This is a genomic window from Leifsonia sp. Soil_N53 (assembly GCF_057655165.1).
The window spans coordinates 255497-277648 of sequence record NZ_JBDGMM010000063.1; the positions used below are offsets into that span (position 1 = coordinate 255497).

At 71.1% G+C, this 22152-nt stretch carries 17 protein-coding genes; 7 read left to right on the forward strand and 10 right to left on the reverse strand.

Annotated elements, in window-relative coordinates; genetic code table 11:
- Nucleotides 1–4: 4 nt before the first annotated feature.
- From AC3A3H_RS13390 to AC3A3H_RS13415, 6 genes are all read right to left on the reverse strand, one after another.
- The gene (locus AC3A3H_RS13390) at nucleotides 5–1726 is read right to left on the reverse strand and encodes an amylo-alpha-1,6-glucosidase (RefSeq protein WP_487615039.1); all 1722 of its coding nucleotides are present in this window, start codon (nucleotides 1724–1726) and stop codon (nucleotides 5–7) included.
- Nucleotide 1727: 1 nt separating this feature from the next.
- Nucleotides 1728–2546: a carbohydrate ABC transporter permease gene (locus AC3A3H_RS13395; RefSeq protein WP_487615040.1), complete on the reverse strand. Its 819-nt coding sequence runs from the start codon at nucleotides 2544–2546 to the stop codon at nucleotides 1728–1730.
- The gene (locus tag AC3A3H_RS13400) at nucleotides 2543–3514 is read right to left on the reverse strand and encodes a carbohydrate ABC transporter permease (protein WP_487615041.1); all 972 of its coding nucleotides are present in this window, start codon (nucleotides 3512–3514) and stop codon (nucleotides 2543–2545) included. The genes AC3A3H_RS13395 and AC3A3H_RS13400 overlap by 4 nt, the downstream gene beginning before the upstream one ends.
- 29 nt (nucleotides 3515–3543) lie before the next feature.
- Nucleotides 3544–4794: a sugar ABC transporter substrate-binding protein gene (locus AC3A3H_RS13405; RefSeq protein ID WP_487615042.1), complete on the reverse strand. Its 1251-nt coding sequence runs from the start codon at nucleotides 4792–4794 to the stop codon at nucleotides 3544–3546.
- A gap of 19 nt (nucleotides 4795–4813) precedes the next feature.
- On the reverse strand, nucleotides 4814–5872 hold the full coding sequence (locus AC3A3H_RS13410) for a LacI family DNA-binding transcriptional regulator (RefSeq protein ID WP_487615043.1): 1059 nt from the start codon (nucleotides 5870–5872) through the stop codon (nucleotides 4814–4816).
- A gap of 182 nt (nucleotides 5873–6054) precedes the next feature.
- Nucleotides 6055–7071 (reverse strand): LacI family DNA-binding transcriptional regulator, encoded by a 1017-nt coding sequence (locus AC3A3H_RS13415; RefSeq protein ID WP_487615044.1) that lies wholly within the window; start codon nucleotides 7069–7071, stop codon nucleotides 6055–6057.
- Nucleotides 7072–7318: 247 nt separating this feature from the next.
- On the opposite strand from AC3A3H_RS13415, the gene AC3A3H_RS13420 reads away from it, so the two are divergent.
- Nucleotides 7319–10678: a LamG-like jellyroll fold domain-containing protein gene (locus tag AC3A3H_RS13420; RefSeq protein WP_487615045.1), complete on the forward strand. Its 3360-nt coding sequence runs from the start codon at nucleotides 7319–7321 to the stop codon at nucleotides 10676–10678.
- 69 nt (nucleotides 10679–10747) lie between these two features.
- Here the strand turns inward: AC3A3H_RS13420 and AC3A3H_RS13425 are convergent, their stop codons facing one another.
- Nucleotides 10748–11662 (reverse strand): AraC family transcriptional regulator, encoded by a 915-nt coding sequence (locus AC3A3H_RS13425; protein WP_487615046.1) that lies wholly within the window; start codon nucleotides 11660–11662, stop codon nucleotides 10748–10750.
- 158 nt (nucleotides 11663–11820) lie between these two features.
- Between AC3A3H_RS13425 and AC3A3H_RS13430 the strand changes: the two genes are divergently transcribed.
- Complete coding sequence (locus AC3A3H_RS13430) at nucleotides 11821–12831, forward strand: aldo/keto reductase (RefSeq protein WP_487615047.1); 1011 nt, start codon at nucleotides 11821–11823, stop codon at nucleotides 12829–12831.
- A 21-nt stretch (nucleotides 12832–12852) separates the two neighbouring features.
- Here AC3A3H_RS13430 and AC3A3H_RS13435 read toward each other — a convergent pair whose 3' ends face one another.
- Nucleotides 12853–13677, reverse strand: a complete 825-nt coding sequence (locus AC3A3H_RS13435; protein WP_487615048.1) for an amidohydrolase family protein — start codon at nucleotides 13675–13677, stop codon at nucleotides 12853–12855.
- Nucleotides 13678–13767: 90 nt separating this feature from the next.
- Between AC3A3H_RS13435 and AC3A3H_RS13440 the strand changes: the two genes are divergently transcribed.
- Genes AC3A3H_RS13440 through AC3A3H_RS13455 form a run of 4 tightly spaced genes read left to right on the forward strand, consistent with a single transcriptional unit; the run spans nucleotide 13768 to nucleotide 17958 of the window.
- A complete protein-coding gene (locus AC3A3H_RS13440) occupies nucleotides 13768–14892 on the forward strand; it encodes a mandelate racemase/muconate lactonizing enzyme family protein (RefSeq protein ID WP_487615049.1) in 1125 nt (374 codons plus the stop codon).
- Nucleotides 14892–15884: an aldo/keto reductase gene (locus AC3A3H_RS13445; RefSeq protein WP_487615050.1), complete on the forward strand. Its 993-nt coding sequence runs from the start codon at nucleotides 14892–14894 to the stop codon at nucleotides 15882–15884. Before AC3A3H_RS13440 ends, AC3A3H_RS13445 begins: the two co-directional genes overlap by 1 nt.
- Before the next feature lie 30 nt (nucleotides 15885–15914).
- Nucleotides 15915–16622 carry a GntR family transcriptional regulator gene (locus tag AC3A3H_RS13450; RefSeq protein ID WP_487615051.1) on the forward strand — a complete coding sequence of 236 codons (708 nt, stop codon included), beginning with the start codon at nucleotides 15915–15917 and terminating at the stop codon, nucleotides 16620–16622.
- Between the two features lie 49 nt (nucleotides 16623–16671).
- Nucleotides 16672–17958 (forward strand): enolase C-terminal domain-like protein, encoded by a 1287-nt coding sequence (locus AC3A3H_RS13455; RefSeq protein ID WP_487615052.1) that lies wholly within the window; start codon nucleotides 16672–16674, stop codon nucleotides 17956–17958.
- A gap of 33 nt (nucleotides 17959–17991) precedes the next feature.
- On the opposite strand, the gene AC3A3H_RS13460 is transcribed toward AC3A3H_RS13455, so the two are convergent.
- Nucleotides 17992–18738, reverse strand: a complete 747-nt coding sequence (locus AC3A3H_RS13460) for an SDR family NAD(P)-dependent oxidoreductase (protein ID WP_487615053.1) — start codon at nucleotides 18736–18738, stop codon at nucleotides 17992–17994.
- Nucleotides 18739–18833: 95 nt separating this feature from the next.
- Nucleotides 18834–19685, reverse strand: a complete 852-nt coding sequence (locus tag AC3A3H_RS13465) for a fumarylacetoacetate hydrolase family protein (RefSeq protein WP_487615054.1) — start codon at nucleotides 19683–19685, stop codon at nucleotides 18834–18836.
- A gap of 209 nt (nucleotides 19686–19894) precedes the next feature.
- Between AC3A3H_RS13465 and AC3A3H_RS13470 the strand changes: the two genes are divergently transcribed.
- Nucleotides 19895–22093 (forward strand): alpha-galactosidase, encoded by a 2199-nt coding sequence (locus AC3A3H_RS13470; RefSeq protein WP_487615055.1) that lies wholly within the window; start codon nucleotides 19895–19897, stop codon nucleotides 22091–22093.
- Nucleotides 22094–22152: the final 59 nt, after the last annotated feature.

Genomic DNA, 22152 nt, shown 5'->3' on the forward strand with positions numbered 1-22152 from the left:
CCTGTCATGCCGCTTCCGCGGTGCGCTGGACGGCGTCGGTCCGCAGGGCGAGGTAGGCGGCGGCGGTCCAGCTGTACGCCCGGTCACGCAGACCGGCGCCGGTCCGGGCGTCGAAGTTCTCCGCGAACCCGGAGGCCGCGCACAGCGCGCGGAACCGTTCGCCGATCAGGTCGGCCAGGCCCGTGCGCCCTGCACGTCGCAGGCCGTCCTCGATCAGGACGGTGGAGGGCGCCCAGATCGGGCCGCGCCAGTAGCCGTCGTCCTCGTAGTGCGGCGAGTCCACCGGTTCGGTGGCGAGCCCCCAGGTCGTCAGGTGCTCCGCGATCCGCCGCTCGAGCGCGTCGGCGACATCCGCGGGGAGGAGCTCGCCGAGCACGATCGGGAGGCAGTTCAGCAGGCTGCTCGCCGGCGCGGCCTCCCCTGTGTCGACGAGTCGGGCGACGAAACGGTCGCCGGTCCAGAGCTCCTCGAACAGCGCCGATCGCAGCTCCTCCTCGGTCGCATCCCACTCCGGGGCGGACAGGCCGAGCTCGCCCGCCAGGTACCGCAGCTCGCGGACCTGGAGGACGAGGAACGCCGCCAGGTCGGGCGACTCGATCACGCCTCCGCGGTCGAATGTGGTGGAGTTGTCCCAGCCGCTGTCGTTGCCGTGCTGGTAGTACGGCAGCCGGTGGCCCGGTGCGCGCCGGAAGTCCAGCCAGAACCGGGTCCAGGCGCTCAGGTGCGCGTAGACGGCGGCGAGCTCCTGTGTGGAGAACGGCCGCGGCGCCCGGAGGCGGAGCTGACCGAACGCCCAGCCGTGGATGGGCGGCTTCACGAAGTTGTAGAGCACTTCGGAATGCGTCACCGAGTCGGGGATCGCGCCGGCGGCGTCCTGGTGGTCGAACGGCAGCAGGAACTGGTCCAGCGCGGCGGCCTGGTCGCCGCCGACGAGGGCGATGGCGTTGAAGCAGTGGTCCCAGCTCCAGACCTTGTCCATCCAGTGCTTGGACATCAGCACGGCCTCCCGGCCCACGAAGCCCGCGGGCGCGACCGTCGCCGACCACATCACGTAGCAGGCCTTGACCGCGGTGTCGTCCGGGGCGTCGCCCTGGACGCTCTCGACATAGTCGGCGAACTCGCGGCCGCGCTCCCGGGCGAGGTCGTCGAACGAGCCGCCGGACGAGCCGCCGGCCGCCGGGGCGGGCGAGGCCGTCCCGATCTCCTCGAGGATGACCTCCCAGTCGTCCTCGCCGCCGAACTCGACCCAGCGGTCGCCCTGCCGCAGCACACCCAGCCCGGTCACGGTCGGCGAGCCGGCGAGCGTGGTGAAGCGGTAGCGCCGCCCCGACTCGTAGCTCGTGAGCGTGACGGAGGAGTCCAGCGGGTCCCGGAACAGGTACCCGCCGGTGAAGGGCGTCAGGTCGGCGCCGGCGACGAAGCGCAGTCCGAGCCCGCGCCCGCGGAACCGGATGCCGTGCGCGGTGTCGAACACGGCCTCCACCTCGCCGGTCTCCGTGCGCCAGGCGAGCGTGGCCGCCGTGGCGTGCGTCTGCGCCGCCACCGCGGTGCCCTGCAGGTGCGGCACCAGCCGGAAGACCGGGTGCATCCCGCCGGTGTGCGTGACCAGGTGGATGTCGTCGGCGACCCGGTGCAGGCCGACGACGCGCGACAGGTCGATCCAGGCTCCCCGGTACGAGAACGGGACCTCGGCGATGTCGAACGCGAACTGCTCGATCGCGCCCATGTCAGTCCTTCACCGCGCCGGCCGTGACGCCGGCGGCGACGTACTTCTGGGCGATCACGAGCAGGACGGCGGCCGGGATGGAGGCGACGACGGCGGTGGCCATGATCGCGTTCCACTCCTGGTTGTTGTTGCCGATGTACTTGTAGATGCCCAGCGTGATGGTCTGGAACGTGCCGCCTGCGTTGAGCGTGGAGGAGAAGATGAAGTCCGACCACGCCCACAGGAACGCGAACAGCGAGACCGTCACGATCGAGTTGCGGCTGACCGGGAGCACGATCGAACGGAACGTGCGCCAGGTCCCCGCGCCGTCGATCTTCGCGGCGCTCATCAGCTCCTCCGGGATGCCGGACATGAACGCGGAGAAGATCAGCACGCCGAACGGCACCGCCAGGGTGGAGTCGGCGATGACCAGCCCCCACACCGTGTTGAGGATCCCGAGGTTCAGGTAGATGGCGTAGAACCCCATCGCCATGATGATGCCCGGGATCATCTGGGCGATCAGGAGGACGAAGTTCAGCGCGCCGCGACCCCGCGGCCGCAGCTTGGCGAGCGAGTACGCGGCCGGCGCGGCCAGGGCCACGGTCAGCACCACGGTGCCCAGACCGATGAGCAGGCTGGTGCCGAGGTACGGCAGTTGCTGGCTGATGACCGCCTGGTAGCCCTCGAACGTCGCGTGGACGGGGAAGAGGTTCGGCGGGCTCTTGCGCATCTCGGTGGTGGGCGTGAGCGAGACGTTGATCATCCAGTAGACCGGGAACAGCATGATCAGCGTCAGGACGACACCGAGCGCGGTCTTCCACCAGGGGCGCTTCCCGTTCATGCGATGTCCTGCTTTCGCTGGGTGCGGATGTAGATGATCCCGAAGATCAGCGCGATGACGATCAGGACGTTGCCGACCGCGGCTGCCGGGCTGAAGTCCGGGAGGGTGGAGGCGAAGCCGAGCTGGTACGACCAGGTCGCGAAGGTGGTCGATGCGGTGCCGGGGCCGCCGCGGGTCATGATCCAGATGATGTCGAAGACCTTCAGCGTGTAGATCAGCCCCAGGAGCAGGGTGATCGCGGACACCGGCTTCAGCAGCGGGAACGTGATCCGCCAGAACTTCTGCCACCCGTTGGCGCCGTCGAGCGCCGCCGCTTCGTACAGGTCCGCCGGGATGTTCTGCAGGCCGGAGTAGAGGATGACCAGGTTGAACGGGATGCCGATCCAGATGTTGGCGATGATCACGCTGGTCAGCGCCCAGTCGGGCGAGGTGAGCCAGTTGATCCCCGGGAGGCCGAACGCCTCCAGGGCGGCGTTGACCACGCCGGAGTCGCTGTTCAGCATCCACGACCAGGTGGAGGCCGAGACGATCAGCGGCAGCAGCCACGGGACCAGGAACAGGGCGCGCAGGGTGGCGCTGAGCCGGAAGTTCTGGTGGAAGAACACGGCCAGCACCATGCCGATCGCGAACTGGAAGACGATCGAGATGATCGTGAACAGGGCGGTGTGCAGGAACGCCGGCCCGAAGGTCGGGCTCTGGAACACCTTGACGTAGTTGTCGAGCCCGACGAACGGGGCGTCGCCCTGCACGAACGACCGGACGGTGTAGTCCCGGACGCTGAGCTCGATGTTGCGGTAGAGCGGATAGGCGTAGAACACGACCAGGTAGATCACGACCGGGGCGAGGAACGCCCAGGCCGCCCACTGGCCCGACCGGCCGCGGCGACGAGCGCGGGGTGGGGTGGCCGCGAGGGCCACCCCACCGTCGTCTCCGACAGAACCGTGCGGCGCTGTCTGAATTGTTGTCATCGGTTTGCCTTACTCGGTGGTGCGTGGTGCTACTTCGTGGCGGCTGCCGCGGCCGACTGCGCGGCCTTGAGTGCGGCCTCCGGGGTCTGCGACCCGCTCAGCGCGTTCTGCACGGCGCCCCAGAGCTGCTGCGAGATCTTCGGGTACTTGGTCCCGAGGTTGTCGCTGGTGCGGCCCTTCGCGGCGGCGACGGCGTCGACCCACGGCTGGAGCTCCGGGTTCGCGGCGACCTGCTGCTTCTGGGCGGCGGAGGTCGGGGCGATGTAGGAGAGCGTGGTGTCCGTCTTCACGAAGTTCTCGGTGCTGGTGAGGCACTCGGCGATCTTCTTGGAGGTGGCGTACCGGGCGGTGTCCTTCTGGACCGGGATGGTCATGAACTCGCCGCCCGTCGGAGCCGGTGCGGAGCCGCCGTCGAGGCCGGGGATCGAGAGGATGCCGTAGTCGATGCCGGCCTTCTTCACGTTGCCGAGCTGCCAGGTGCCGTTCTCGCCGAAGGCGAAGTCACCGGTGGCGAACTCCTGCCACGACGTCGTCTGGGTGTTGTTGATGACCGAGTTCGGGGCGTAGCCCTGCTTCACCCAGTCCGTCCAGAGCGACAGCGCCTGGACGGCCTTGTCGGAGTCCAGCTTGGTCAGGTCGGCGCCGGAGCCCCAGAACCACGGCAGGAACTGGAAGCTGCCCTCCTCGGTGCCGATGGCGGAGAAGGTGATGCCCTTCTTCCCCGCCGCCTTCACCTTGGCCAGGGCGGCCGTGAGGCTGTTCCAGTCCTTGATGGTCGAGACGTCGACGCCGGCGGCGCTGAGCACGGCCTTGTTGTAGTACAGGGCCAGCGTGTTCGCGCCGATCGGGACGCCGTAGGTCTTCCCGTCCAGCACGCCGGCGGCCAGGATGTTCTTCTGGATGTCGGAGGTGTCGAGCTTGTTCTCCGCCGTGGTGGTGAGGATCCCGGCGTCGGCGAGGGTGGAGACCACCGGGTTGTCGACCAGGAGCAGGTCGGGCGAGCTGCCCTGCTGGCCGGCCAGCAGCGCCTTGTTGGTCAGGTCGCTGGTGTCGTAGCCGGTGCGCTTGACGGTGACGCCGGCGTCGGTGCCGCACTGCTCGACGAGCTTGGTCCAGTCGGCGGACGCGTCGAACTGGGGGTACGGATCCCAGAACGTGTAGGTGCCGCCGGCGCTGCTGCTCGAGCCGGAGCCGGATCCGGAGCATGCGGTCACGCCGCCGATGACGGCGGCGGCGAGCACCGCTGCGCCGATGAGGCGGGCGCGCTTTCTTGCGATCACAGTATTCCTCCTTGAATCGTTACTGCTTATCGGGTTCCGCGGGATGGGTGGGCTGCGTATGGGTACGGGGTTCTCGTGTGCTTCCGCGGATGGTGAGTTCGGGTGCGATGAACCGCGTCACCGGGGCCCCTGCGAGCTCGGGTGACGAGATCCTGCGCACCAGCTGCCGGACCGCTTGCTGGCCCAGCTGATCGGGTGAGCTCTCGATCGCCGTGTACGGCAGCGAGAAGGCTCGACCGAAGTCTTTGGAGTAGAGGCTGACGACCGAGAGGTCCTCCGGCACCCGGGTGCCGCGCGCGGCGAGCACGGAGGGCAGGGCGGCGATCGTGGCGTCGTTGTGGACGATGAGCGCGGTCGCGTTCGGCCGGGCGTCGAGGATGGCGTTGATGCTCTGCGCGATCCCGGGCTGCTTCGACTCGCCGTAGTACGGGTGGATCTGCAGGCCGTAGCGTGCGCCGCGCTCCAGGGCGGCGTCGCGGAACCGCCAGCCGTAGGCGCCGCCGCGTTCGAACACGTGCTTCGGGGGAGAGACGACGACGATCTCCCGGTGCCCCAGGTCGTGGAGGTGGTCGACGAGGATGCGCGCCGACTCGCCGAAGTCGAGGTCGAAGACGTCCAGGCCCTCGGTGTGCTTGGGCAGCCCCACCAGCGCGCCGGGCTGCGGTGCGGCGCGGAGGGTGTCGAGCCGGGGGTCCTCGTGGATCACGTCGAGGAGGACGACGCCGTCGACCATTCCGGTGCTCGTGACCCGGCGCAGGGCGGCGGTCGCATCCTGTTCGGTGACGAGCAGGATGTCGAAGCCGAGCTCCCGGGCGGTGTCCGACACCGGGAGGACGTACTGCAGCATCGCGGGGGCGAACTCGTCCTGGTGGAACTGGGTCAGCAGGCCGATCACCATCGTCTGCGAGGTGGCCAGGGCCCGGGCGCCGGCGTTGGCCGTGAAGCCGAGGTCGGCGATGGCCTCGTCGATGCGGGCGCGGGTGGAGGGTGAGATCGGCCGCTTGCCGGACAGGGCATACGAGACGGTGCTGGCGGAGACGCCCGCGTGGCGGGCCACATCCGTGATTGTGATCGCCATACCGCGCCTCCTTTCATCGTCGAACCGGTTCGATAACTCTAGCGACAGATTTGGGCGCTGACAAGTCGAAGCGGTTCGATTGTTTTGGAGGCTCTCTCACGCAGTCGCGATTCGTGCCGAATCGCGCGAAACCGCAGGGGAGAGCCGCGATTCGTGGCGCATCTTGTGAGCGCGGGGCGCGCTCAGTCGACCGCGCGGGTGCTTCCGCGTTCGATCAGGGTCGGCTCAATGAGGCGGACGCGGGGGGCTCCCGCGGCGGCCGGGTCGGCGATCCTGCGCACCAGCTGCTGCACGGCGAGCTGGCCCAGCGTGTCGGGCGAGGTCTCGACGGCGGTGAACGGCAGGGAGAACGCCTGGCCGAACTCCTGCGAGTAGATGCCGACCACCGAGAGGTCGTCGGGCGCGGTGATGCCGCGCGCCTTGAGGTACGAGGGCAGCGCGGCGACCGTCGCGTCGTTGTGGACGATCAGGGCGGTCGCGCCGGGGGCGGCGTCGAACGCGGCGTCCAGGGCGTCGTCGATGCCGGGCTGGCGGGAGTCGCCGTAGTGCGACGAGACCCGGATGCCGTAGCGCGCGGCCCGGTCGATGGCGGCGTCCCGGAAGCGCCAGGCGTACGAGCCGCCGCGATCGTAGACGTGCCGCGGCGGTGTGACCAGGACGATCTCGGTGTGCCCCAGGCCGGCGAGGTGGTCGACGGCGAGCCGGGCCGCCTCGCCGAAGTCGAGGTCGAAGGAGTCGAAGCCGTCGCTGTCGCGGGCGTAGCCGATCAGCACGGCCGGCTGCGGCGCCTCCCGCAGCGGGTCGAGCCGGATGTCGTCGTAGGTGACGTCCAGCAGCACGACCCCGTCCACCATGTGCGACGACGTGGTGCGCCGCACCGCCTGGATGAGGTCGGTGTCGGTGACCATCAGCAGGTCGTAGCCGTCGGCGCGCGCGGAGTTCGAGACCGGCAGGACGTATTGCAGCATGGCCGGGGCGAACTCGTCCTCCTGGAACTGGAGGTACAGGCCCAGCACGTTGGTCTGCGCGGTCGCGAGCGCCCGGGCGCCGGCGTTCGGCGTGAAGCCGAGCTCGTCGATGGCGGCCTGGATGCGAGCGCGGGTCTCCTCGGAGATCATCCGCTTGCCGGAGAGCGCGTACGAGACGGTGCTTCTGGACACCCCGGCGACGCGGGCGACATCGCCGATCGTGGCTGCCATGGCGGGACTCCTCGGAACTCGTTCCGCCGATTGTTTCACGTCCCGGGCCGCCGGGAGCGGCGCGACCGTCCGGCCGTCCGGCCGACACCGCGTCGAATCGGTTCGCCACCGATTTCTTGACGCGCGGCGATCTGCGGGTCTATTTTGCTCCTGTGTGAGTCGAACCGGTTCGATTGCACATCACCGCAGGCCACTTCTCGCGCTTCGCCGGCCTGCTCCATCACTGATTGAACAACGGAGAACAATCATGTCTGATACTCGGTCGGATCGGTCGTCAGCACCGATCCACGGCGCGGAGATCCTCCCGCGCCGCCAACGGAGGAGGGCGCTGCGCCGGGTCACCGCGACAGTCGCCGGCGCGGCGCTCGTCGCCGCCGGAGGCACGCTGGTCGCGCTTCCCGCCTCCGCAGCCCCCACCGCGGCGTCGACGCTGACGGTGCAGGCCGACCAGCCGTTCCGCCCGGTCAGCCATGTCGCGACCGGTTCGCTCTACGGCCTCGCCAACGCCACCACCCCGTCCGACAGCCTCGTCCAGGCGATCAAGCCGAGCGAGTTCGTCATGAAGCCGATCGGCGGCAAGCAGCAGCCCACCGGCGACATCGGCGTGACCTGGCAGAAGGCCGACGCGGCCGGCGCCAAAGTGGTCGACCGGCTCTCGGACTACTACGCGGGCTGGCCGTATCAGTTCAGCTGGAGCACGTGGGACCAGGTCGTCACCGACCAGGTCTCGCAGGTCAAGGCGTCCGGCATGAGCAACCTGGCCGCGTACGCGCCCTGGAACGAGTCGGACAACACCTGGCTCGCCGCCAACGGCACGTTCGAGGACTTCTGGACGCACACCTACCGGCTCATCCGCAGCCTCGACGCGACGACGCCGATCCAGGGCCCGAGCCTCTCCGACAACATCGGCGACATGCAGAACTTCCTCACCAACGCGGTCGCCACGAACACGGTCCCCGACATCCTCGCCTGGCACGAGCTGGAGACCTCCTCCAAGATCGCCGGCGACGTCGCCAAGGTCCAGGCGATGGAGGACGCCCTCGGCATCCAGCGCCGCCCGATCGACATCGAGGAGTACGCCGCCCCGGCGGAGGTCGGCATCCCCGGCTCGCTGGTCGGGTACATCGCCAAGTTCGAGCGCCTCGGCATCCACACCGCCGAGCTGGCGTTCTGGAACCAGTCGGGGGCGCTCGGCGACCTGCTCACCGGGCAGGGCGGCAGCCCGAACGGCGCGTACTGGCTCTACAAGTGGTACGCGGACATGAACGGCGACATGGTCACCACCACCCCGCCGGGCAACACCAACTTCGACGCGGCGGCCTCGGTCACCTCCGACAAGAAGGAGGTCGACGTCATCACGGGCGGCACGTCCGGGACCGCAGGCATCAAGGTCGCGGGTCTCGACAAGCTCGCGGTCGGCTCGAAGGTGAACGTCAAGCTCGAGTTCACGCCGTCCTACGGCCGCACGGTGGCCGTGGCTGCGCCGACCACGATCTCGAACACCACCTACCAGGTGGGCGCCGACGGATCCATCACGGTCCCGGTCGTGATGAACCCGAACTACGGGTACCACATCGTGGTCACCCCGGCCACGGACACCACCGACCTCTCCGGCACCTACACGATCACCAACCTCAACAGCGGGCTCGCGCTCGACACCCAGGCCTCGGGCACGGGCGCCGGCACGGCGGCGGTTCAGAACACCGCAGCGGCCGGCGGCAGCGCCACGCAGACCTGGAAGCTGGTGGCCGCCGGATCGGGCCTCTACAAGGTCGTGAACCCGGCGACCGGCCTGGTGCTCGGCATCCAGGGCGCCGCCTCGGCGACGGGCACACCCGCCGTCGTGTGGGGCGACAGCGGCACCGACGACCACCTCTGGCAGATCGTGCCGGACGGCAAGGGCGACTACCGGTTCGCGAACTACGGCACCGGCCTGGTGCTGGCCGTCGCGGGCATGAGCAAGGCGTCCGGAGCGGGCGTCGTCCAGTGGACCGACGGCTCGGTCACCTCGGGCTGCACCGCGACCGGACCCCGCCAGCCGGGGAAGATCGGCTCCGCGCTGTCGTTCTGCAACAGCACGGCCTACGCCACCCTGCCCACCGGCGCGGTCAGCGGGCTCACCGGCGACTACACCGTCTCCGCGTGGGTCAACCCGGCCAGCAACGCGTCGTGGCAGCGTCTGTTCGACATCGGCTCCAGCAGCAACGCCAGCATGTTCCTGACGCTGAACGACGGCACCGAGCTGCGCTACGCGATCACCACCAGCGGCGCCGGTGGCGAGCAGCGCCTCAACAGCAGCACCAAGACGCTGCCGCTGAACCAGTGGTCGCTGGTGACCGTCACGGTCGCCGGGACCACCGGCACGCTCTACGTGAACGGTCAGGTCGTCGCGACGAACACGGCCATGACGCTGCACCCGTCGGCGTTCGGCCAGAGCACGAAGAACTACATCGGCAAGTCCCAGTACGGCAGCGACCCCGCCCTGAACGCGACGGTCGACGACTTCAACATCTACAGCCGGGCGCTCAGCGCGGCCGAGGTGGCCACGCTCGCCTCCGGGCAGGCCGGCAGCGGTGACGTCGTCCACTACGCGTTCGACGAGGCCGGCGGAGCGACCCTGGTCGACTCCTCCGGGAGCGGCCGGAACGGCACCGTCATCCCGGGTTCGTCGGCCACGACGAACACGTCGGCCACCGACGCCCAGACCGCCGACCACTTCTGGACGCTGCACGCGGTCAGCGCGCCGGCCGCTCCGACCGGGGCGACCGCGAGCGCGGACACGTCGGCTGTGACGGTCTCGTGGACGGCGCCGGCCGACAACGGCGGCACCCCGATCACCGGCTACCGGGTCTACCGGGACGGCGTGACGGATCCGGTCGCCACCGTCGGAGCGGACGCCACGTCCGCGTCGATCACCGGGGTCTGGCCCGGTGACACCGCGAAGTTCGGCGTCACCGCGGTCAACGCTGCGGGCGAGAGCGCCGAGTCGGTCCTGACCGACCCGGTCACCGTGCCCGACGGCGCGACCGGCAAGCCGGGCCAGGGTGCGCTGTCGAACGACAACGGCTGGGACACCGGACTGCAGGACGGCTCGTACAACGTCGTGATGAACCTGTGGTGGGGCGAGGAGGGATCGATCTACCGGCTCTACGAGAACGGGAACCTGATCGCCACCACCAAGCTCACCTTCGGCGGAGTCGGTGCGCAGAACGTCTCCATCCCGGTCAGCGGGAAGACGAACGGCACCTACGTCTACACGGGTGAGCTGGTGAACAGCAAGGGCACCACCGCGACGACCAGCACCACGGTGAAGGTCACGCAGGCCAACCCGGGCACGCCGGTGCTCAGCAACGACAACTGGAGCGGCGGCGGCACCTACACCGTCACGGCGAACATGTGGTGGGGGACCAACGCGACCTCCTACACGTTCTACGAGAACGGCGTCGCCGTGGGCCAGGGCGACCTGACCGCGAACACGCCGAACGCCCAGACGGCGACGCTGAGCGTCCAGGCGAAGGAGAAGGGCACGTACACGTACCGTGTCGACTTCACCAACGCCGCCGGCACGACCAGCAGCAAGACCATGACGGTCACCGTCACCAAGTAGCAGAGAGCACGGCGGGAGCCGGGGTCGGCCAGTGCGGCCGGCCCCGGCTCTCCACGTGTTCGGCGGGGCTCAGCCCAGCCAGGCGACCTCGCGGACCCCGCGCTCGCCGGGTTCCGCCTCGCGCAGGTCCCTGGCGTCCTGCCCGGGCGGCCGCCCGAAGGCGCGCCGGTACTCGCGGCTGAACTGCGAGGGACTGGCGTAGCCGACCTCGTAACCCGCCTCGGCGACGCCCGCCGCGCCGGTGAGCAGGCGCCCGCGCGCCTCGCGCAGCCGCAGCGCCTTCTGCCACTGGATGGGCGTCATCGAGGTCGCCGCGCGGAAGTGCCGGTGGAAGGTGGAGACGCTCATCCCGCTGATCCGGGCCAGGTCGGTGACAGCCACCGGATCGGCGACGTGCTCGCGCATCCAGCCGATCGCCCGGGAGATGTGCGCGATGCTGCCGTCGGCCAGGCCGATCTGCCGCACGATCCCGCCCTGGGGCCCGGTCAGCAGGCGCCAGACGATCTCCCGCTCGGTGGCGGGGCCGAGGGCGGCGAGGTCGGCGGGGTCGTCGAGCAGGCGCAGCATCCGGGTCACGGCGTCGAGCAGGCCGGCCGACGCCTCCCCGACGGCGAGGCCGGTGAACGCGGGCGGGCGGGCCACCTCCAGGGTGTCCAGCAGCAGGGCCGCGATGACGGCGGGCCGCAGGCTGAGGCTGAACACGACGAACGGGTCGTCGGGAGTGGCGTGCTCCACCCTGCCCGTCACGGGCAGGTCGATCGAGACCACGAGGTACTGGCCGGCGCCGTAGACGAACTCGCGGTCGCCGACGGCGGTGTGCTTGCTGCCGCCGGCGATCAGGGTCATCGACGGCTCCGACATGGTGGCGGCCGGAGGCGTGCCGCCGGTCACGACACCGAGGCTGAGCCCGTCGACGATGTTCCGGCGGATGCCGCCGCGGGCGTGCCGGATGATCAGATCGCGCAGGTCGGCCAGTGCTGCCATGTCCCGAGACAAGCACCACGACGGGCCTGCGCGCAACGCGACGGCGGGACGTCCGAGCAGGTTGGCAGGATCGTGCACGATGTCCGCAGGATCGGTGTAGGAGTCCCGGCGCCGCGGTGATGCGATGGAAGCATCCGCACGAAAGGGATGGAGACACGATGAGACGCAGGACATTCGGGGCGACGGGCTGGTCGGTGAGCGAGCTCGCGCTCGGCACGATGATGTTCGGGGCGATGGGCAACACCGATCACGAGGAGTCGGCGCGCGTCATCAACAGCGCGCTCGACGCCGGGATCAACTTCGTCGACACCGCAGACGTGTACTCGGCGGGCGAGTCGGAGGTCATCGTCGGGCGTGCAATCGCGGCCCGCCGCGACGAGGTCGTGCTGGCGACCAAGTTCGGCCTCCCGATGGGCGCCGACCCGAACTCCGCGGGAGCGTCGCGGCGCTGGATCGTCCGCGCCGTGGAGGACAGCCTGCGCCGGCTGGGCACCGACCGCATCGACCTCTACCAGCTGCACCGGTACGACTGGGAGACCGACCTCAGCGAGACGCTGACCGCGCTCGACGACCTGATCCGCGCCGGCAAGGTGCTCGCGGTGGGCGCGTCGACGTTCGCGGCCGAGAAGATCGTCGAAGCCCAGTGGGCGGCCCAGGCCGCCGGGACGCACCGGTTCCTCAGCGAGCAGCCGATGTACTCGATCTTCGGCCGGGTCCCCGAGCGCGCGGTCTTCCCGGTGGCGCAGCAGTACGGGATGGGCGTGCTCACCTACAGCCCGCTGCACGGCGGCTGGCTGTCGGGGCGGCCGCGACCCGAGACGAGTCACCGCGCCCGGTCGCGCGGCGCGCTCTACGACCCCGAGACGGAGGCCGGCCAGCGGCGCGCCCGGGCCCTCGACCAGCTGCAGCAGGTCGCCACGGAAGCCGGGCTGACCATGCCGCAGCTGGCGATCGCGTTCGTGACCTCGCATCCCGCCGTCACGTCGGCGATCATCGGCCCGCGCACCCAGGAGCAGCTCGACGGGCTGCTGACCGCGGCCGACGTGGTGCTGCCGGACGACGTGCTCGACCGGATCGACGCGATCGTCCCGCCCGGCACGGAGCTGAACGACGACAGCTACAACGCGACGCCGCCCGCGCTCGCCGAAGCGGCACGCCGGCGGCGCTGACCCGCCGGAGGCGTGTCCCCGCTACGTGAGGCGGTACACGCGTTCGGCGGTGCCGCCGAGCACGTGCGCACGCTCCTCGGGCGACAGCCCCGCGAGGAGCTGCCGGGTCACCTCCATGGTCCGGGCGTACGTGCCGGCGAGCGTCGACACGGGCCAGTCGCCGCCGTAGAGCACGCGCTCGGCGCCGAACGCGTCGAGCGCGTGGGCGACGTACGGCTGCAGCCGCGCCGCGTCCGAGCCGCCGCCGAGGGTGGTCAGCCCGGAGAGCTTGATCGAGACGTTCGCCCGGCGGGAGAGCGCGGAGATCAGTCCGGACCAGGGCTCGGCGCTCGGGGCCCCGACCGGCGGCGTGCCGAGATGATCGACCACGAGCCGCAGCGACGGGAGCTCGTCGGCGAGCGAGAGCACGTGCTCCAGGTGGCGGGGGAGCACGGCGATCGCGTCGAACGTCAGCCCGCGCGCCGCAAGCAGCGCGAGGGACGCGCGCACCTCCGGTCGGCCGAGCCAGTCCGGATCCGGCTCGTCGTGGATGAGGTGGCGCACCCCGACGAGCGTCGCGTGCGCGGACCACTCGTCGAGCTGGCGGGCGGCGGCGGCCGGGTCGAGCAGGTCGATCCAGGCCACGACGCCCGCGATCAGCGGCGACGCGACCGAGAACATCGCGGCGGAGTCCTCCAGCGAGTTGGCCGCCTGCACCAGGACCACCCGGTCGACACCGGCCTGCTCGAGCTGCGGGCGGACCTCATCGATCGTGAAGGTGCGGTTGATCGGCGCCAGCGCGTCGGTCAGCCACGGGTAGCCGACCCGGTCGAGGTCCCAGAGATGGAGGTGGGCGTCGACGGTCATGGCTCCTCCTGCGCTCAGCGGACGATTGTGGATCGTCCGCGCGACACATATCCTATAGGCAATAGGACTTCCGGACAACGCAGGAGACGCATGACCATCGCCCCGCCCACCGTCGCCGTCGCCGTCGACGGGACCATCGTCAGCGCCGAGGCATGGCTGAGCGACCTCGAGGTCGAGTCCGTCCGCACCGACGCCGTGCAATCGTTCCTCAAGCAGGAGACGATCTTCGTCCGGCTCCGCACGGCCGGCGGCGTGGAGGGCATCGGCTACAGCTACACGATCGGGACCGGCGGCGAGGCGGTGCTGAGCCTGCTGCGCACCTGCCTGCTCGACGTGCTGGTCGGCCTGGACGTCCATCGTCCCGAGGCCGTCTGGCGCGCCCTCTTCTCGGCGACGCGGGCCACGACGGTCGGCGCGATCACGTCGCTCGCGCTCGCCGCAGTGGACACCGCGGTGTGGGATGCGCGCTGCACGGCCTCCGGGCTGCCGCTCTGGGTCGCCGCGGGCGGCTCGCGGCCGAGCATCCCGCTGTACGACACCGAAGGCGGCTGGCTGCACTACGACACCGACGAGCTCGTGGCGCAGGCGCTCGAGTCGCAGCGCCGTGGGCTGTCCGGCGTGAAGATCAAGGTCGGCAAGCCGCGCGGGCACGAGGATGCCGCGCGCCTGGCCGCGGTGCGCGACGCGGTCGGTCCGGGCATGGACATCATGGTCGACGCCAACCAGTCGCTGACCGCGGCGGAGGCCATCCGGCGGGCGGCGCTGTTCGAGCCGCTGGACATCTTCTGGTTCGAGGAGCCGCTGCCCGCCGAGGACGTGGCCGGGCACCGCAGGCTCGCGCAGTCGACGACGCTGCCGGTCGCGGTGGGGGAGTCGCTGTACTCGGTCGGGCACTTCCGGGAGTACCTGCAGTCCGGCGCGGCCTCCATCGTGCAGGTGGACGTCGCGCGCGTCGGCGGCATCACGCCGTGGCTGAAGGTCGCGCACCTCGCCGAGTCGTTCAACGTCGCCGTCGCACCGCACTTCCTCATGGAGCTGCACGTCTCGCTGTGCTGCGCGGTGCCCAATGCGCTGTACCTGGAGCACATCCCGCAGCTGCGGGCCGTGACCACGCGCGAGCTGGAGGTCAGGGACGGCCACGGCGTCGCGCCGGACGCGCCCGGCCTCGGGATCGCGTGGGACTTCGACGCGATCGACGACCGGCGGGTGGCCTGATGGCCGCCGGGAACGACGGCGCGGCGCGCGGCCCGATCGGCTACGGCGCCGCCGCGCTCGGGAACCTCTACAGCCCGCGACCCGACGACGTCTGGCCGGGTGTGGTGCCCGCGGCGTGGGAGGCCGGCATCCGCTACTTCGACGTCGCCCCGCACTACGGCCTCGGCCTCGCCGAGGAGAGGCTCGGCGCGGGGCTGCGCGGCCTCCCGCGCGACGACTACGTCGTGTCGACCAAGGTCGGCCGCGTCATCGAGCCGAATCCGGACTACCGGCCGGGCGAGACCGACATCGCCAACCTGTACGACGTGCCCGCAACGCGCAAACGCCGCGTCGACTACTCGCGCGACGGCGTGCTGCGGTCAGTCGAGGACTCGCTGAACCGGCTGGGCCTCGACCGCATCGACATCCTGTTCGTCCACGACCCCGACGAGCACGAGCGGGAGGCGCTCGACGGCGCGTTCCCGGCGCTGGAGGAGCTGCGGTCGCAGGGTGTCATCCGGTCGTACGGCGCCGGGATGAACCAGTCGGCGATGCTGGAGCGCTTCGTGCGGCGCACGGACCTCGACATCGTCATGTGCGCCGGGCGCTACACCCTGCTCGACGGGACGGCCGCCGCCGACCTGCTGCCCGCGGCGCAGGAGCGGGGGGTGGACGTGGTGATCGCCGCCGTCTTCAACTCGGGCATCCTCGCGACCGACCGGCCGGTCGCCGGTGCGACCTTCGACTACGGCGCGGCGCCGGCGGCGCTGCTCGAGCGCGCGCGCAGGATCGCCGAGGTCGCGGCGCCGTACGGCGTCGTCCTCCCTCAGCTGGCCGTCCAGTTCCCGCTGCGGCACCCGGCGGTGTCGACCGTCGTGCTCGGCGCGGAGAGCGGGGAGCAGATCGTCCGCAACGCCGGGCTCGCCGCTCCGCCGGTGCCGGACGAGCTGTGGGCGGAGCTGGCGGCCGAAGGGCTCACGCCGGCCGCCGATCCTGCATCCTCTTTCCTCTAGCCTGCCGCCACGCGCGCCTAGGATGTGCACATGAGCATCGACCCTTCCGCCGGCGAACACTTCCTGCCCGCGCGCCGGGCGCTCGCCGACGACGTCTACGACGCCGTGCTCGGCCTGCTCATGGACCAGCTGATCGAGCCGGGGAGCCGGGCCAGCATCGACGGCATCGCGCGCCAGCTCGGCGTCTCGCCGACCCCGGTGCGCGAGGCGCTCGCGCGCCTGGAGTCCGAGGGGCTGGTCGTGAAGAAGGCGCTCAAGGGCTACACCGCCGCGCCGCTGCTCGACGCGGACGGCCTGGCCGAGCTGTTCGAGATGCGGCGCCTGCTCGAACCGTACGCCTCACGCAGCGCAGCGGGCCGGATCGACGCCGAGACGCTGGACCTGCTGCAGCGGATCTGCGACGACATGCAGCGCAGCGGGACGGTCGCGCACGCCGGCGAGGACCGGTTCAAGGACTACAAGGACTTCGCCTACCAGGACGCCGAGTTCCACCGGCTCATCGCGCTGCACTCCGGCAACGCCCTGCTCGCCGACGCGATCTTCCGGCTGCGCGCGCACACGCACCAGTACCGCATCTACTTCCAGCACGGCGTGGTCGAGGCGACTTCCGGCGAGCACGAGGCGGTGCTGGCGGCGCTCCGGGCCGGGGATGCGGCGGGCGCCGAGCAGGCGATGCTCGACCACATCCAGAAGTCGTACGCGCGCATCGCGGCGAGCATGGAGGCGACCGAGGAGTAAGGGGTCTCACACTGGCGTCGAGGTTGCTATATCCAATAGGATGTTGGTTATGAGTATCGTGACCGGCTTCGAGACCGTGGACGTGCGCTTCGAGACCTCCCTCCTTCTGGACGGCTCCGACGCGATGAACCCCGATCCCGACTACTCCGCCGCCTACCTGCGTGTGACCACCGATGCTGCGGACGGGCTGGAGGGCCACGCCTTCGTCTTCACCATCGGCCGCGGCAACGACATCCAGGTCGCGGCGATCGAGGCCCTGGCGCACCGCGTGATCGGCCGCGACGTCGAGGCGATCGTCGACGACCTCGGCGGGTTCTGGCGGGAGTTCGTCCACGACTCGCAGCTGCGCTGGCTCGGACCGGAGAAGGGCGCCATGCACATGGCCATCGGCGCCGTGGTCAACGCGTTCTGGGACCTGAAGGCCAAGCGCGCGGGCCTCCCGCTGTGGCAGCTCCTCGCGCGGATGACGCCGGAGGAGCTGGTCGGCCTGGTCGACTTCCGCTACCTCAGCGACGCGCTGACCCAGGAGGACGCGCTGGCCATCCTCCGCGCCGCCGAGCCCGGCCGTGCGGCGAGGGAGGCCGAGCTGCTGAGCGCCGGCTATCCCGGTTACACGACGACCCCGGGCTGGCTGGGCTACTCGGACGACAAGCTGCGCCGGCTGGCGCGGGAGGCCGTGGACGAGGGCTTCCAGCAGATCAAGCTCAAGGTCGGCGACCGGCTGGAGGACGACATCCGCCGCCTGCGCATCGCGCGCGAGGAGGTCGGCCCGGACATCCGCATCGCCATCGACGCCAACCAGCGCTGGGACCGTGACCAGGCGATCGACTGGATCAGCGCACTCGAGCCCTTCGACCTCGCCTGGGTCGAGGAGCCGACCAGCCCCGACGACATCCTCGCGCACGCCGCGATCGCGCGCGCGGTGGCGCCGGTGCCCATCGCGACCGGCGAGCACGGCATGAGCCGGGTGCTCTTCAAGCAGCTCCTGCAGGCCGAGGGCGCCGCGATCGTGCAGATCGACTCGACCCGCGTCGCCGGCGTGAACGAGAACATCGCCATCCTGCTGCTGGCGGCGAAGTTCGGCGTCCCGGTGTGCCCGCACGCCGGGGGCGTCGGGCTCTGCGAGGCGGTGCAGCACTTCTCCATGTTCGACTTCGTGGCGGTCACCGGCACCCAGGAGGGCCGGATGATCGAGTACACCAAGCACCTGCACGAGCACTTCGTCGCGCCGGTCGAGCTGGCCGGCGGCCGCTACCGCGCCCCGCTCGCCCCGGGCATCGGCATGGAGATGCTGCGCACGTCTCTGGACACCCACCGGTTCGTCCCGTCATCCTGACCTGACGGTGCCCCTCGGCGGTTGTCGCGGGTGTCAGCGGCGGGGGCGGAGGGAGTACATGCCGCCGTCGACGGCGAGGATGACGCCGTTCGTGGACGCGGAGCGCGGCGACGCCAGGTAGGCGACGGCGTCCGCGACCTCCTGCGGCTGCACGAGCCGGCCGCTGGGCTGGCGGGCCGCGAGGGCGGCGCGCTCGGCGTCGGGGTCGGCGGCGCTGTCGAGCAGGCGGCCGACCCACGGGGTGTCGGCAGTGCCGGGGGAGACCGCGTTCACGCGGATCCCGAGTGGCAGGCAGTCCGCCGCGATGGCGAGGGTCATGGCCGAGATCGCGCCCTTGGACGCCGAGTACAGCACGCGCTGGGGGAGGCCGGCCGCGGCGGCGATCGAGCTCGTGAGCACGACGGCCGGAGCCGGTGACTGCTTGAGGTGCGGCATCGCGTGCCGGATCGTCCGGGCCGAGCCGATGACGTTGACGTTGAGGACACGCGTCCACTCGGCGTCGTCGTTGGCCTCCACGTCGCCCTGCGCGCCGATGCCGGCGTTCGCGATCACGACGTCCAGGCGCCCGGCGTCGGCGATCACCTCGGCGATCGCGGAGCGCACGCTCTCGTCGTCGCCGATGTCGCAGCGGACGCCTGTGTGCGGCGCCGCGACGGCGGCCACGTTCAGGTCGAGCGCGTAGACACGTGCGCCCTGTGCGGCCAGCTCATCCGCGATCGCCTTCCCGAGGCCGGATGCGCCGCCGGTGACCACAGCCACGAGCCCATCGAATTCGGACAACGTCGTCTCCTTAGTGTGAGGCCCCTATCGCTTCCGGAGTTGTGCACGCGACACGCCGTGCCCGGCGTACACAACTCCGGAAGCGATGGCTGGGGTCAGGGGGTGGGGCGCACGGTGGCGAGCTGCTCGCCGAGACCGTCGATGCCGAGCCTGACCTCGTCGCCGGCGCCGAGGTACGGGAAGCGGCCGGAGAGGCCGACCCCCTCGGGCGTGCCGGTGTTGATGAGGTCGCCGGGCTCCAGGACCGTGAACTGGGAGAGCCGGTAGACGATCTCGGCGACGCCGAAGATGAGGTCGGAGGTCGAGGAGTCCTGACGGGGCTCGCCGTTGACGGTCGACCAGATCCGCAGGCCCGACCCGTCGCCGACCTGCGCGGTCGGCACGAGCCACGGGCCCAGCGGGTTGAAGGTCTCGAAGCTCTTGCCCTTGCTCCACTGCCCGAGCGAGCGCTGCAGCTGGTACTCGCGCTCGGACACGTCGTTCGCGACGGCGAAGCCGGCGATGTGCGCCAGCGCCTCCTCGGGCGACGAGAGGTAGCGGGCGCGGGTGCCGATGACGGCGGCGAGCTCGACCTCCCAGTCGGTCGTCGTCGAGCCGGGCGGCAGCAGGATGTCGTCGTTCGGCCCGACAACCGTGTTGGGGTGCTTGTAGAACACGACGATGTCGCTCGGCGGCTCGGAGCCGGACTCCCGGGCGTGCGCCGCGTAGTTCATCCCGATGCAGATGACCGCCTGGGGGCGGGCGATCGGGGCGCCGATGCGCAGGCCGGCCGGGTCGAGCTCGGGCAGCTCGCCCGCGAGCGCTGCGGCCTCGGCCCGCGCCAGTCCGTCGGCGGCGAGGAACGCGCCGTCGATGTCGGCGGTCAGCGGGCGCAGGTCCCACACCGCCTCGCCGTCGCTCACGGCCGGGATCTCCGCGCCGACGGCGCCGAGTCGCATGAAACGCATGGGGGTCCTTTCACCGGGGCATCCGTCGCCCGGGTCCAGCTTATTGCTATTTCCTATAGGAAGCAAAGAACAGCACGGCGTGAAAAATAGCGCTCCGGAGGCGACCGCGATCGACCCGTGATCGGCGAAGTTGGCCGCGATTGTTGCGGTGCAGCGCCCGGCCGTGGTTTATTGACACTGTCAAGTAATTAGTTCTTTGGGAGTTCTTCATGGTCGACGGCACAGCCGCCGTAGTCGCTCTGCACGCCGCGGGAGTCTCGCTCGCCGTCGATACGACAGGACCGGTCCCGCGGGTCCTGCACTGGGGCGCCGACCTCGGCGCGCTCGGCGAGGACGCGCTCGAGGCGCTGCGGTCGAGCAGCGAGGCGGCCGTGCTGAACAACTCGCCGGACCGGGCGCGCGCCTTCAGCCTCTGGCCCACCGAGCACGAGGGCTGGCCGGGCACCCCCGCCCAGGAGGGGCACGCCGACGGGACGGCGACGACTCCCCGCCCCGAGCTGGTGTCCGCCCGCCACGAGCCGCGGGGCGACCGCGGGGGCCGGCTGGTCTTCCAGCTCGTGGATGCCGTGACCGCGACGCGCAGCCGCATCACGTTGGAGCTCGACCCGCACGGGGTGCTGTCACTGGACCTGGCGATCGAGCGGGATGCCTCGCTCGGCGCGGCGTCCGCACCGTACACGCTGGGCGGCCTCCGGGCGCTCCTTCCCCTGCCCGAACGGGCGACGGAGATCCTCGACTTCACCGGCAAGTGGTGCCGCGAACGGTCGCCGCAGCACGCGGCGCTGCAGTTCGGCAGCCACGTGCGGCGGGCCCGGCGGGGCAAGCCGGGCCACGACGCCCCGTTCCTGGTCGCCGCCGGCACCAAGGACCTCGGGTTCCAGCGCGGGGAGGCGTGGGCCGTGCACCTGGCCTGGAGCGGCGACGCGGAGTACCTGGTCGAGCGCCTTCCCGAGGGGGCCGGCGCGCTGTCCTCCGTGCTGGGCGCAGGCGAGAACCTGCGCCAGGGCGAGGTCATCCTCGCCGACGGCGACCGCTACGAGGCCCCGACCGCGCTGTTCGTCTGGAGCGGCGACGGGATGGACGGGATCGCGCGGCGGCTGCACGAGCGGCTCCGCGCCCGGCCGGGGCATCCGTCGTCGCCGCGGCCGCTGACCCTCAACACCTGGGAGGCGGTCTACTTCGACCACGACCTCACCCGGCTGACCGAGCTGGTCGACCGTGCCGCCCGCGTGGGCGTGGAGCGGGTCGTGCTCGACGACGGCTGGTTCGAGGGCCGGAGGCACGATCGCGCCGGTCTCGGGGACTGGGCCGTCGACGGCGACGTCTGGCCCGACGGGCTCAGCCCGCTCGTCGACCTCGTCCACGGGCACGGCATGCAGTTCGGGCTGTGGTTCGAGCCGGAGATGATCAGCCTCGACTCCGAGCTCGCCCGGCGGCATCCCGACTGGATCCTGGGGCCGCAGCAGGGGCTCGGTGCGCCCGCCCGGCACCAGTACGTGCTGGACATCGGCCGCCCGGACGCCTGGGAGCACGTGCTCGGCCGGGTGAGCGCCCTCGTCGCCGAGTACGGCGTCGACTACATCAAGTGGGACCACAACCGCGACCTCGTCGAGCCGGTCGGCCGGCGGGCCGGAGGCGACCGCCCGGTGGTCAGGGAGCAGACGCTGGCGCTCTACCGGATGCTCGACGAGCTGCACCGGCGCCATCCCGGGCTCGAGATCGAGACCTGCTCGGGAGGCGGAGGGCGGATCGACCTCGGGATCCTGGACCGCACGGAACGCCTGTGGGCCTCCGACTGCAACGATCCGGTCGAGCGCCTGCAGATCGAGCGCTGGACCCGGATGCTCGTCCCGCCCGAGCTGATCGGCTCGCACCTCGGCCCACAGCAGGCGCACACCACGTCGCGGCGCACCGACCTGTCGTTCCGGCTGGCCACGTCGCTGACGGCGCACGCCGGGATCGAGTGCGACCTCACCGACGTGGACGACGAGGAGCTCGGCGTCATCGCGGCCTGGGGCGCGACCTACCGCGAGCTGCGCGGCCTGATCCACTCCGGTCGCGTCGTCAACGGCGACCTCGCAGACGAGGCGAGCGTGCTCACCGGGATCGTCGCGCAGGACGGCGGCCGCGCGCTCTACACCTGGTCGCGGCTGGCGACGAGCGAGTCGGGCCAGTCCGGCCGGGTCCGCTTCCCCGGGATCGATCCCCGCGCCCGCTACGTCGTGCGCGTCCGCACCGAGCTGGGCGACGCCAGCAGGCACGAGAGCGTCGACCCCGCGTGGCTGGCCGCTGCGCTCGGGGAGGCCGGGGCCGAGCTCCCCGGCGCGGTGCTCGCCGTGGCGGGCGTGCCGCTGCCGACGCTGAACCCGCAACAGGCGATGGTCTTCGACGTCGTGCGCGCCGCATGACGCGCGCACGGCGGTCATTCCGCCGCTGCTCAGTCCGCTGACGCGCCCGACGGCATCGA